The organism is Halomonas sp. NCCP-2165, from assembly GCF_023708045.1.
In the GTDB taxonomy this organism is placed as follows: domain Bacteria; phylum Pseudomonadota; class Gammaproteobacteria; order Pseudomonadales; family Halomonadaceae; genus Bisbaumannia; species Bisbaumannia pacifica.
Window position 1 is genome coordinate 1 of sequence record NZ_BRCY01000023.1, and the last position, 12,447, is coordinate 12,447.

At 65.5% G+C, this 12,447-nt stretch carries 12 protein-coding genes; all 12 read right to left on the bottom strand.

Annotated elements, in window-relative coordinates:
- Positions 1 to 12: 12 nt before the first annotated feature.
- A complete protein-coding gene (locus NFU04_RS12170) occupies positions 13 to 741 on the bottom strand; it encodes a hypothetical protein (protein WP_251309692.1) in 729 nt (242 codons plus the stop codon).
- Between the two features lie 501 nt (positions 742 to 1,242).
- Positions 1,243 to 1,638 carry a GFA family protein gene (locus NFU04_RS12175; RefSeq protein WP_251309693.1) on the bottom strand — a complete coding sequence of 132 codons (396 nt, stop codon included), beginning with the start codon at positions 1,636 to 1,638 and terminating at the stop codon, positions 1,243 to 1,245.
- Between the two features lie 24 nt (positions 1,639 to 1,662).
- On the bottom strand, positions 1,663 to 1,917 hold the full coding sequence (locus NFU04_RS12180) for a hypothetical protein (RefSeq protein ID WP_251309694.1): 255 nt from the start codon (positions 1,915 to 1,917) through the stop codon (positions 1,663 to 1,665).
- A 356-nt stretch (positions 1,918 to 2,273) separates the two neighbouring features.
- A complete protein-coding gene (locus NFU04_RS12185; RefSeq protein ID WP_251309695.1) occupies positions 2,274 to 3,629 on the bottom strand; it encodes an NAD-dependent succinate-semialdehyde dehydrogenase in 1,356 nt (451 codons plus the stop codon).
- Positions 3,630 to 3,905: 276 nt separating this feature from the next.
- Positions 3,906 to 4,610, bottom strand: coding sequence for a type 1 glutamine amidotransferase (locus tag NFU04_RS12190; RefSeq protein ID WP_251309696.1), 705 nt, complete (start codon positions 4,608 to 4,610; stop codon positions 3,906 to 3,908).
- Between the two features lie 61 nt (positions 4,611 to 4,671).
- On the bottom strand, positions 4,672 to 5,379 hold the full coding sequence (locus NFU04_RS12195; RefSeq protein WP_251309697.1) for a substrate-binding periplasmic protein: 708 nt from the start codon (positions 5,377 to 5,379) through the stop codon (positions 4,672 to 4,674).
- Positions 5,376 to 6,818: a glutamine synthetase family protein gene (locus NFU04_RS12200; protein WP_251309698.1), complete on the bottom strand. Its 1,443-nt coding sequence runs from the start codon at positions 6,816 to 6,818 to the stop codon at positions 5,376 to 5,378. Before NFU04_RS12200 ends, NFU04_RS12195 begins: the two co-directional genes overlap by 4 nt.
- Positions 6,819 to 6,925: 107 nt before the next feature.
- Entirely contained in the window at positions 6,926 to 7,690 is a 765-nt protein-coding gene (locus NFU04_RS12205; RefSeq protein ID WP_251309699.1) for a type 1 glutamine amidotransferase, read from the bottom strand.
- Positions 7,687 to 8,172, bottom strand: coding sequence for a flavodoxin domain-containing protein (locus NFU04_RS12210; RefSeq protein WP_251309700.1), 486 nt, complete (start codon positions 8,170 to 8,172; stop codon positions 7,687 to 7,689). Before NFU04_RS12210 ends, NFU04_RS12205 begins: the two co-directional genes overlap by 4 nt.
- Position 8,173: 1 nt before the next feature.
- Positions 8,174 to 9,460, bottom strand: coding sequence for an FAD-dependent oxidoreductase (locus tag NFU04_RS12215; protein ID WP_251309702.1), 1,287 nt, complete (start codon positions 9,458 to 9,460; stop codon positions 8,174 to 8,176).
- Positions 9,457 to 10,677: a cytochrome P450 gene (locus tag NFU04_RS12220; RefSeq protein WP_251309704.1), complete on the bottom strand. Its 1,221-nt coding sequence runs from the start codon at positions 10,675 to 10,677 to the stop codon at positions 9,457 to 9,459. Before NFU04_RS12220 ends, NFU04_RS12215 begins: the two co-directional genes overlap by 4 nt.
- Before the next feature lie 231 nt (positions 10,678 to 10,908).
- Positions 10,909 to 12,117 (bottom strand): MFS transporter, encoded by a 1,209-nt coding sequence (locus tag NFU04_RS12225; protein WP_251309706.1) that lies wholly within the window; start codon positions 12,115 to 12,117, stop codon positions 10,909 to 10,911.
- Between the last annotated feature and the right edge of the window lie 330 nt (positions 12,118 to 12,447).

The window sequence follows — 12,447 nt, forward strand, 5'->3', positions numbered from 1 at the left end:
GTGGTGGCCTGCTTATGCAGCTTGATGTCCATGAACCTGCTCCCAAATGAATTGCTGTAGAAGCTCTCTGGCTGCCAGCAGAGGATAACTCCTATAGCTCATTTGATCATCCGGGACCCTACAACTAATCTTTCGCCACTCAGGGACTTCAATTATCCCGGCCGCTTTCAGTGGGTCGTTTAGGTCAGCGATTGTCGGAAACTTTTTGGTTATTTTTACTTGGTGCTGCTTCGCCACCTTTTGCAGGTGGCCTTCAATGACTACACCCACTAACGCACCTGCAGCTCTAGGACTAACCTTAGCTAGCCTTTCCGCTGTTTCTAATTCACTATCCTGCAAGTCAGCGTAAAGCTCGTTCTCAATATTGGAAATTATTAAGTCGATTCGTTCGGACAACGCCGCAACAATAGTCAGTTGATTAAAAAAGCACCGAAGAGCCCGGTCTTTCGTATCGAAATCCGGATAATGCACCCTAGAAGGGGCTAGGCCTTTCAGTAGATCCTGTATTACGTATGTGCCATACCCCAAGCTCTTTCTCTTTGGATCCGGCTCGTAGTAAGCTCTAAATTCTTGCAAGCGATCTGGTGCCAATGAACCAACAGCCTTCAAGGCTTTCGTGTACCAGCACTGATAGGAGTATTCAAATTGAATTTCTTCACCTTTTTGTAAGGCCTGTGCTAGCTCAACCCCCTCTTTATAGAGAGCAGCCAATTCTTTTCGAATCTCATCCCTTTTTGCCATGAAACCTCTTATTTTTAACAGGTATTAGACCGCACGCTTCATATCCCACTTGAACGCGCACGCGCGTTCAATAATGTTATGCCGCAAGCCGGATCACCTCTTATCTTATTGAAAAACAAGGGAATAAAATATAGCTTGGCAGCATAATACCGATCATCGTGCATGCCACATACCCCCAATGAATGTGCCTGCTGCCTTTGCCGGCATAGCCGCTTCGAATCGATAGCCGCCGCCCCACTCGGCGGCTTCGCCAGCCAGCTCCCTGCCACCATGCTGCCTCCCCGCCCCATCCACTAATCGAATATTGCTTTCCATCTTAGCCATGGCGGGATGGTCGTGCATAGCTGGAATTGGACGCCTTTCACGCGGGTAAGCGGTAACTCCGCCTATGGGGCGCGTTGGATGGGAAAATGAATTTGGCAAGGTAATCAGGCGCAGATCGCCGGCTAAAGCCAGCTCCAACAGGTACAAAGTGGAGCTTTGTAGGGCTGTCCTCGGCGCTTATCGGCCTGGCGGCCACTGGGGATGGCGTGGCAGGCCCTCACCGCTCAGCCAGGGCTGGTCGTGGCTGGTCCAGATATGCGCCTCGGGCATCACGCCGGGGTCTTCGTCCAGGGTAGCCAGGCGCAAGACGAGATGCGCCTGACCTTCCCGCTCCGCGATCAGGTGGCAGCCGCAGCGCGAGCAGAAGTGACGCCACTTGCCGGGACTGGATTCGTAGCGGTTGAGTAGCGCCTCACCCTGGAGCCAGCGAAACGCCGACCGGGCTACCCCCGCCGTGACCACCGCGGGAGCGGCATGGGCCTTCCGGCAGGTCTGACAGTGGCAGATCTGTGGGGCCGTGCTCAGCGCTTCGATGGCGTAGCGCACCCCACCGCATAGACAGCTTCCTTGCATATTTTCCTCCTTATGGGCCGCCGGTCACTCCAGCATCAGGCCGGCCGTGGCCAGGCGGGCCTCGACCTCATCCAGGCTGCCGTGATACTCCCAGTACATCACCCGTCCATGGGAGCCGGTCACCAGCAGGTATTGCTCGCTGATCGACTGGATGCGGGAGATGGCGATCAGCTTGCGGGTAAAGTCCGTTTCTTCCGGGCATTCGGCGATCTCTCGGTTCGCCTCGTCGAAGCCGTGCACGATGCGGGCGGTTCTGACCTCCAGGTCGAGAAAAGGCATGGGCTGGCACCTCCTTGTGGTTGTCGCGGGTTGGACTGGCCGCTTTTATCCTGGCATGTGATGGGATACCCGAGGAAGGGGGTCGTCACTGAGAATGGTGATATGGCCGAGAAGCTGTGTTGCTACCAGGGCGCCTGCGGCGCCAATCGCTCGGGATAGCCGAGCTCCCACAAGGGGCAACCCATCTTGTCGGTGGAGGCTATGTCGATGCTGGCGGGGGCGCTACCAGGGCGCCTGCGGCGCCAATCGCCAGCTCAAGCTAGCTCCTACTGGGTGGAGGGTCAGTTCTACAGGGTTGGGGGTGTCACAGAAAAAGGGACCATGCCCCCTGTGAGGCATGGCCCAATCCCATGAAATTAGCCAGCGAAGCGAAATAGCTTCTTGTTCGCGAACTCCATCATGCCGCCCTTGCCGAGTTCGCGGCCGTAGCCCGACTTCTTGACGCCGCCGAAGGGGATGTCTGCCCCCTCCAGGCCCGATGCGCCGATGAAGACCATGCCGACATCCAGCTGGTTGCCAACTTTCTCGGCGCGTTCGAGATCGTCGCAGATGACGATCGATCCGAGGCCATAGGGCGAGGCGTTGGCGAGCTCGATCGCCTCTTCGTCGCTCGAGACCTTGTAGATCTGCGCGACCGGGCCGAAGAGTTCCTGGCTGTACACGTCCATCGCCGGGGTGATTTCGGCGAGGATCGAGGGGGTGTAAACGTTGCCTTTCGGGTCGTTGTCACCGACGAGCAGTTTGGCCCCCTGAGCGAGAGCCCCCTGCACCTGTGCCGAGAGCCCCCGGGTCGCCCCCTCGGAGGAGAGCGGACCGAAGTCGCCGTTTTCGTACGATAGGCCTGCGATGGCCGCCTTGAACTTCTCGGTGAACTCGTCGAAGTACTTGTCCATGACGACGATCCGCTTCGAGCCGTTACAGGCCTGGCCGGTGTTCTCCATGCGGCCAGCGACGGCGTGCTTCACGGCGTGGTCGATGTTATCCGTCTCGAGGACCAGGAACACATCGGACCCGCCGAGCTCGAGCACGCACTTCTTGAGATATTTGCCGGCCTGCTCGGCGACGATCGAGCCAGCGCGCTCTGACCCGGTCAGAGAGACGCCCTGAATGCGATCATCCGCGATGATCGTCGAAATCTGCTCGTGCGAGGCGAACACGTTCACATAGGCGCCCTCGGGGAACCCCGCGTCGCGGTAGATCTGCTCGATGGCAAGTGCTGACTCCGGACAACTCTCAGCGTGCTTCAGCACGATGGTGTTGCCGAGAATCAGGTTGGGTGAGGCGAAGCGTGCCACCTGATAGTACGGGTAGTTCCACGGCATGATGCCGAGGATGACCCCGAGCCCCTGGTGGCGGATAAAGGTGCGCAGACCATCCTCGACATCGAGCACTTCGTCGGCGAGCCACGCCTCGGCGTTCTTGGCGAACACCTCCGTGATGTCGCCGGAGAACTCGGCCTCACCGATCGACTGGGCGAGTGGCTTGCCCATCTCGCGGTTGATGATGGCGCCGAGCGCTTCCTTGCGCTCACGGAAGAGATCCGCTGCCTTCTGAGCCAGGGCCGCGCGCTCGGCAAGGGTGGTCTTGCGCGACCACTCCGTGTACGCCTTCTGCGCGGCGGCAATGGCGTCCTGGATCCCGGCATCGGTCGCGGTGGGGTATTCCTTGATGGTCTCACCGGTTGCCGGATTGATGACCGCATACTTACCCATGTGACTTATCTCCTTGAGTGATTGTCCCGGCAACGCCAACCTGTTGCGTATGCCGCGAACCCTCGACTTATGGGGTCTGAGGGCGCCTTGCAGCAACCCCGTTCGCTTGCCGATTGACTCGCCACCCGCGCCAGCAGGCGGCCAGCCTCGGGGCGGATCTTCTCACGGGTCTCGCCGGAACGAGACGGCGTATCGGCCCCGCGATATCAGCCTCGCCGACGATCGTCAGGCCCTCGGCCCGGGCCCGCCAGTCATTGGCCGTCGATGGGGGTCATCTCAGCTTATCTCCTTTTCCGGCGCCGCGATGGCGGCCAGGAAATCGCCCATCAGGCGACGAAAGTTGGCGGTGTTATCGGGCTGACGCCGGGCGATCTCGTCGCGCAGGCGCCGCGGCAGGTCGCCGGCCTCGTCGAGGAAGCGTCGCCCCTCCTCGCTCTTTTGCCAGTCGCTGAGCCAGGTATCGAACATCGCCACCGTAATCTCGGGGTGGAACTGCACACCCCAGGCCGAACCGTGGCGAAAGGCCTGGGGGGCCAGGGCGGTATCGGCCAGCAGGGTGACATGATCGGGCAGGCGGAAGGTATCGAAGTGGAAGTTGAGCCAGGGGCCGGGGTGGTGCCAGTCGGGATGGCGGTCACGCAGCGGCGTCCAGCCGATCTCGGCCTCTCCGGCGGCCAGGGCGGTACCGCCCAGGGCCCGGGCCAGCAGCTGGCTGCCGAAGCAGATGCCCAGGGTCGGCACGCCGGCGTCGATGACCGTTTTCAGCCAGCGCAGTTCGGCCTCAAGCCACGGCAGGCGCGAGTCGTAGGCGGATTCAGGGCTGCCCATCACCACCACCATCTCCAGCGTCTCCGGGGGCGGCAGGGGGTCGCTCACTAGGTGCGTCTGTAGTGCGATGCCGTGCTCGGCGAGCACCTCGGGCAGGGTGCCCGGCACGTCGCTGGGCGAGTGCAGCACCGCGAGGGCGCGTCTCGGTTTCATGGCGTCACCAGGGTGTCGTGAATAGGGGAAGGAGCGCCGGCTCGGCGCTCCCCGTGGCGGTTCAGAAGGGGTAGTCGAGGGTCGGCATCCAGCGCTCCCACAGGGCCCGGAGCTCGCCGTTGGCCTTGACCTCGGCCAGAGCCGCCTCGACCCGGGCCAGGCGCTCGGGCTCGCCCTTCTTCACGGCGATGCCCCAGGCGTTGCGGCTGGCCACGGTAAAGGCGATGGCCAGGTCCTCCTCCTCGGCCAGGGGCACCAGGGCCACGTCGTCATCGACGAAGGCGTCGATCTCGCCGCGGCGCAGGGCCGCCACCATGTCCCCCATCACGTCCTCGGACTCCCCCGAGAAGGGCACCCGGATGGCGCCCTCGAAGGTCTCGGCCAGGGCCATGTTGAGGCTCTTGTCGATGGCCCCGACCCGGCGCCCCGCCAGATCCTCGGCGCGGCGGATGGGCGAGCCGCGCCGCACCATCACCGACTCGTCGAAGACCGCATAGGGGGCGGTGAAGTCGGCCAGGGTCTGGCGGTACTCGGAGATGCCCTGCCCGCAGAGCAGGATGTCCCCCTCCCCCGCCTCCAGGGCGGGGTAGAAGTCGGCCCACTGACGGTAGACGAAGGCGGTATCCCCAGCCAGCTTGCTGGCCAGCAGCCGTGCCACGTCGGCCTCGTAGCCGTGACGCTGGCCCTGGTCGTCGCGCCAGAACAACGGCGGCGCGGGAAGGTCGGCACAGATGACCTTGAGCTTGAGATCGGTCGCGGTCTGGTTCACGGCAGGTAGTCCTCGTACATGGATTTTTCCCAGTCGGTCACGGCGGCGCAGTAGCGCGCCCACTCGTCCGCCTTGAGGTCGCGATAGAGGCTGGCCATCTCCGCCGGCATGGCGCCCTGGATCACGGCGTCCTGGTCGAAGGCGGCGATGGCGTCGCCCAGGGTGCGCGGCAGGTAGCGGATCTCGCCGGCCGCCCCCGGAATGCTGTCGCTGTTGTCCGGGGCGCCCGGGTCCAGTTCGTTCTTCAGGCCGTCGCGCATGGCGGCCAGCAGCATCACATGGGAGAGGTAGGGATTGACGCTGGCGTCCGGCACCTTGAACTCCAGGCGGCCGTTGGCGGAGAGGCGCACGGTGCAGGTCTTGTTGTCCATGCCCCAGTTGATGCAGTTGGGGGCGAACAACCCGGTGTCCCAGTAGCGCTTATAGGAGTTGACGGTGGAGGCCATGATCATCATGGCGCCGGGGGCATGGGCCAGGAGCCCACCGAGGGCATGTTGGCCGGTCTCGGTGAGGTGCAGCTCGCGGCGGCCCGGCTCGGCGAGGACGTTCTCGTCACCGCGCCACAGGCTGAAGTTGTGGTGACAGCCGTTGCCCATGCTGCCGGTGGTGGGCTTGGGCATGAAGCTGGCCTTGACCCCGAATTCCTGGGCCACCTGACGGCAGATCAGGCGATAGGTCATCATGCGGTCGGCGGTCAGGTGGCAGTCGTCGAACATCCAGTTGAGCTCGAGCTGGCCCGGATCCTCGTAGTCGCCCTCGATCATGTCCAGGCCCATGGCGCCGGCGTACTCCATGACCCGCTTGAAGATGGGCCGCATCAGCTCCAGGTTGCCCAGGTGGTAGGCGGGGCTGGCCCCGGGGCGCACCTTGACGTTGAGCTTCTCGCCCAGCCAGGACATCTCCGGCTCCAGGCCGGTCCGCAGGGTCAGGCCGGTCTCGTCGACGAAGCGGCGGTGGGTGTCCAGCAGCAGGCCGCGAGGGTCGGTGGCGAGGATGCTGCCGCCGTTCTCGGGGCGGTGCTCCGGCTCGTAGAGGCGGCAGAAGAAGGAGCCGATGGAGCGGTCCCAGGGCAGCACCTGGAAGCTGTCGGCGTCCGGCATGCCGGTGAACTCGGCGGCCTGGGCGCCGCCGCCCAGCAGCTCGCCGGCGCGGTTGCACTGCAGGTCGGAGATGGCGGTACGGTGGAACTGGATGCCCTTGTCCAGGTTGCGCAGCAGGTGCTTGGCCGGTACCACCTTGGCTACCACCCGGCCGGTGAGGGTGACCACCTGGTAGTAGAGGTACTCGACCCCGGAGTCGCGGATGCGCGCGCTCAGTTCCTGCGTCACCGCGGCGCTGTTGTTGGTCTCGCGATGGCGATCGAGGGCCGTGGTGGGGGCCGCCTGGAGGGCGGTGTCGAGGGCCGACGTGGCTTGGGCGGTACTTGTCAGAGACGTCATGTCATTCTCCTTTGCCAAGCGCTCCCTGAGGAGGCGAAGGCGGTTCTGTTGTGGTTGTTGTACCTGGCGGAGCCAGGGGAAAACGCGCAGTGCTCGGTCGATTCGTACTAGGGGTCGATGGGGCTAGGGGTGGCCCGCCCGGCGGCGGGAGAGGCGCTGACGCAGGCCTCCCGGAAGAAGCGCGCCACCCAGGCGGCGACCTCGGCATTGGCCAGATCGGGCGGCGACAGGCTGGCTCGGGCCGCCTGGGCCTCGGCCTGATCGAAGAGGTGGCCGCCGTAGCGATCCAGCAGCGCCTCCACGTAGGCCGGGGTGAACTCGGGGTGGTACTGCACCGACAGCGCCGGGAAGGCGTAACTCAGCACGCCGTGGGGGCAGTGGTCGCTGCCGGCCAGCACCCGAGCCTGGGGCGGCAGCTCCATGACCTGGTCCTGGTGGAAGGCCAGCACCCGGCCGGCGCCTCGATCGACCTCGGCCCCATCGTCGGGACGATAGTCCTGCCCCCCCAGGCCCCAGCCCGCTCCGGCCTTGGCGGTGCGGCCGCCGAAGGCATCGGCCATCAGTTGGTGGCCGAAGCAGATGCCGAAGATCGGACGGCCCAGGGCCCGGGCGCGGCGCAGGAAGTCGATCTCGGCGCGCATCCAGTCGGCGCCCTCGTAGACGCTGTGCTTGGAGCCGGTCAGCAGGTAGCCATCGAAGGCGGCGGGGTCCGGCAGCGCCTCCCCGGAGACCGGCGAAACCGCCTCGAAGCTCGCCTCCGGCAGCGCCGGTCCCAGCCAGGCCTCGATCATCGCCGGGTAGCCGGCGAAGCGCTCACCGAGCGGCTCCGGCACCAGGCCGTTCTCGAGGATGCACAGGCGCAGGACACTCATGAGGCGGCCTCCGCGGTGGCCTCGCCGGCCATGATCCGCGCACCGTGGGCGCCGAGCAGGCCCTTCAACCATTCCACCGCCACCTCGCCGGGCAGCTCGCCGCTGGAGGCGTCATGCACGCCGCGCTCGCCCAGCTCGGTGGCGCCCAGCTCGCGCAGCTTGTCGGCGAGGATCCGACTGCCGTGGTTGAAGGTCTCGTAGAAGCTGTCGCCCAGGCCGAAGGTGGCGAAGGTCAGGCCGCTGAGGTCGGGGGCCTGAGCCTCCAGCCTGGCGAAGAAGGGCTGGGCCGAGTTGGGCAGCTCGCCCTCGCCATAGGTGGAGCTGACCAGGATCACGAAGTCCCGCTCGGCCACCTCGGCCGGGTCGAAGTCGGCCAGGTCACGGGCCGTGACGGTGGCGTCATTCTCCAGGGCCTCCACCAGGTCGTCGGCGACCATTTCCGCGTTGCCGGTCTCGGTGCCGTAAATCACATGAATCGTCATCTCAGGGTCCTCCCACGGGGGTCGCTTGGGCGATCTCGAGCAGCCTCGCCAGATCGGGAATGCGCCGACAGAGTCGGCCGGCCGGCGCCTCGGCGGCTTCCACCGCCTGGATGCGTTTCCAGCCAGAGAAGTCGGTGGCCCGGGCGATCACCGCCGCGGGCAGGGCCGCGAAACCGGGCCGCCCCAGGGGACGCTCGGCCCGGTCGGCGACAAGGTCGGCGGCGATGATGGCGGCCACGGCGCGGGCATCCTGGCGGTTCTCGGGAATGGTTCCGCGGGGACCACGCCGCAGCCAGCCGGTGCAGTAGAGGCCCGCAGCCAGGCGCCCCTGGTCGTCGGGCCGGGGCGCCTCGGGGGCGCCGGGCAGGCTGGGGTCGTGCTGGGTGAAGCCGATGGCGGTGATCAGGCTGTCGGCGGCAAGCTCCAGGTTCTCCTCACCGCTCTCGCCGCCATAAAAGCGCACCCCGCCGACCCGGGCCTCGCCGAGCACCGCCTCCGGAGTCCAGCCGAAGTGAAAGTGGATCTGGCAGCCCTCACCGTCGGCGCCGCACTCGGCCAACTCGTGGAAGGCGGCCAGGCGCTGGCCGGCGGCCTTGTCTTCGACGCTCTCCGGTGCCGGCAGCGGCGCGGCGAAATGGAAGGAGAGCCCCGCCAGGCGCCCCAGTTCGCGGAGCATGGCGGCGTCGCACTTGGCCTCGGCGGCGGAAGAGCGGCCGACGATATCGAGGCGTGCCAGCGGCTTGGTCCGGCAGGCGGCCAGCGCCTCCGGCGAGAGCTCGGAGCCCTCGAAGGCGGCCTCCGGCTTGCTAAGCAGGCGCAGCACGTCGATGCCCACGTTTCCCTGGCCGATGATCACCGCCCGCCGGCCCAGGTCGGGGCGCAGCCCCTGCTCGTCCGGATGATCGTTGAGGCGACGGGTCAGGACGCCGGCACCGTAGACCCCGGGCAGGTCGTCGCCGGGGATTCCCAGGCGGCGGTCGGCGGCCAGGCCGGTGGCCAGGGCCACCACGTCATAGGCCTCGCGCAGCTCGTCCAGGGCGAGGTCACGGCCCAGCGCCAGGTTGCCGTGAAAGCCGATGCCATCGCGCTCGAAGAGGCGCTCGAACTGGCGGGTCACCGCCTTGGTGCCGGGATGATCCGGGGCCACCCCGTAGCGCACCAGGCCGAAGGGCACCGGCAGGCGGTCGAAGATATCGATCCGCGCCTCGGCCCACTGCTTGCGCAGGGCCTGGGCCAGGTAGCAGCCGGAGGGGCCGGCGCCGACGATGGCGATGCTCGGGGCCGTCATGCCGCCCTCCCCGCCCGGAAGCGAATCGGCAGCCTGACCGGACCGGTGTTGCCGCTATCCGGCAGCCACTCTGGGGTGCCGGCGTACTCGGGATCGAGCAGGCGCTGGGCCAGCTTGGCCAGGGCCACGGTCATGTCGCCCCGGGCGATGAAATGGCCGATACAGTGGTGGGCACCGGCACCGAAGCCGAAGTGCGGGCAGCGCTTGGCGGTGATATCGAAACCGGGGTCGTCGAAGGCGCGGGGGTCGGTGCCCGCCGACTGGCTGAACAGGTGCACCGTGGTGCCCTGGGTGATCTCCAGCCCCTGGAAGGTGAAGTCCTCCAGGGCCTCCCGGGTCACCCAAGTCACGGTGGGACGCACCCGCATCACCTCCTCCACCGCGGCCCGGGCCAGCTCGGGCTGCTCGCCGAGCAGCTTCCACTGCGCCGGGTGCTGGATAAAGGTGTCCAGGGCCAGGGCGATCTGGTTACGGGTGGTATCGATGCCGCCGAAGATCGCCAGCACGATCATGTCGTAGAGTTCCTGATCGCTCAGCGCCTGGTCGTCGTCCTGGTTGGCGCGCACCAGGCTGCTCAGGAAGTCATCCCCCAGCCCCTCCCGCTTGATGTTCTCCACCACCGCCTTGGCGTAGGCGAAGAGCTTGTCGGTGGCGGCATTGATCCGGGCCTCGTCGCGCTTGAAGGTGACGCCCAATGCCAGGCCCATTTCCGAGGCCAATTCCGCCAGGTTCCTCCACTCGCTACGCGGCAGGCCCAGCAGCAGGCAGATCACCTGGGTGGCATAAGGCTCGGAAAATGCCGCGACGAAATCGCACTCGCCGGCATCGATAAAGTCGTCGATCAGCTCGTCGGCGATCCGCTGGAAATCCGGGGTCATCTTCTTGACCAGCTTGGGCGCAAAGGCCGGATTGGCCAGGCGCCGCAGCCGGGAATGATCGGCACCCTCCTTGCTCAGCAGCATGCGCATCCACCAGTCGGAGAAGCTGCCATGGGCATTGTTATGGGCCGGCCAGGCGTAGCTTCCCTGGCGCAGGCGGCGGTCACGGACCAGCGTATTGACCTCGTCATAGCGCAACACGGCGATGCCATAGGGGGTGCGGGCATACCAGCTCTTCTCCCGCGCCTGTTCGACGACCTGGGAGCGAATCGAGAATCCCGGGTCGGCCACATCCAGGTAGGGAGCCTGGTCGGTGGGCTCTTCGATCATGGTGGACATAGGCACCTCTTGTTATCGGTTATCGTCCTGGCATCCGGGCAAGAGTGTCTGTGGTTATCGTGCTGCTGCCTGGGGCGATGCCATGTAAAAAATATAAGATATGGTTTTATATGTTTCAAAGGATTTTTGCAGAAACTCTGTCAATCGTTCGTCGTAGATGGCGTGTCTTACGGGACGGTTTCCGTGCGACTCGCCGGGGGCCATCACGGCCCCACGACGAGTCGTAATGGCTCAGGAAGCGGTGACGGCGCTCTCGGCGGCCAGCTGCTCCGCCTGGCGGCGCTGGCGGGCCTTGGCCAGGGGCACCGAGACCGCCAGCAGGGTCAGGCCCACGGTGATGGCGATGGCCCAGCCGGTCAGCGCATAGCCACCGATGGCGATCAGGGTGCCCGAGACGGCGGGGCCGATGGCGATGCCCAGGGTCAGGAAGCTGCCGCAGGCGGCCACCACGCGCCCCTCGCGATCCAGGGAGGCGGCCAGGGAGGTGAGGTAGGCCAGGGTGTAGAAGTAGGTGAAGGCGATCATCATCACGCCGGTGGTGTACATGACGATGGAGGCCTCGCCCAGCACATAGCCCAGGCTGGAACCGCCGCACAGCAGGATACCGATGATCACCGGCTTGCTGAGCCCGAAGCGGCTGCCGATCAGTGCCACCAGCAGCGGGCCCGCCAGGCCGACGAAGGCCTGCAGGGAGAACAGCAGGCCCAGGCTCTCGCCGTCGTAGCCGACGCGGATGCCCACCTGCTCGACGAAGGCCCAGCCCATGGTGTCACGCATGGAGAAGAGGAAGGTGGCCAGCATCATGCACACCGCCGCCGCCGAGAGCATCTTGCTGTTGGGCAGCGCCGCCTGCGTCATGGCCTGGGTGATGGCGGCCCTCTGGGGCATCTTGAGCATGAAGAGCAGCATCACCGCCTGGGTCGCCGCCAGCGAGAAATAGAGCCCCGAGAGGCCGCTGCTGGCCATGGTGCGGGCGAACACCAGCATCACCACGATCATCAGCGCCACGAAGAGCACGTTCATGTAGCCGGCGATGGTGTCGGGGTCCCGGGCGCTGGAGACGCAGGCGTTACCGCAGGCCAGCGCCAGGCCGGCCCCGGCGCCGGCCACGCAGCGCAGGATGGCCAGGGTGGTCACCTCGGTCGCCATGGCCGAGCCGAGATTGGCCAGAATGGCCACCAGGGCCCCCACTAGGGCCAGGGTGCGCCGCGGCGCCTGCCCCATCAGGGGCGCGATGATCAGCGAGGCCACCATGGTCAGCAGGAACTCGGCGGACATCAGGTAGCCGGCCTGGGCCTCGTTCAGCCCCAAGTCGGTGATGATGGCGCTGATCAGGAACGGCAGGGCCAGCAGCGCCAGCAGGCCGACGCCGTAGGCGGCGGCGAAGGCCGAGAAGACCAGTGACCAGCTCTCCGGCAGGGAGTCGCGCAGTAGTTTCATGTCATATCCTCGTGGTTGTTATTGGCGTAACGATGGATCCAGCGGCTTGGTTCATCCTCCCTCGCATCACGGGGAGGCCGTCACCAAACAGACTGCAAGGCTCATGCCATATAACATATGTTTTTATATTTTTAATGAAGAGGCGCCCTCTCCCGTCGAGACGACAAGGCTTAGCTCCTTGTTTTTTCACCAACTTGGGGCGAGTCAGTCGGTCGATGCACGCCCATGAGGCAACCGGGCCTCGCCCTCCCCCGATGGGAGTGGGAGGCCCGAGGCAGCATCGTTTTGCTACTGGAGGTAACAGCTGGGGCGGCGGGAATGAGAAGACCG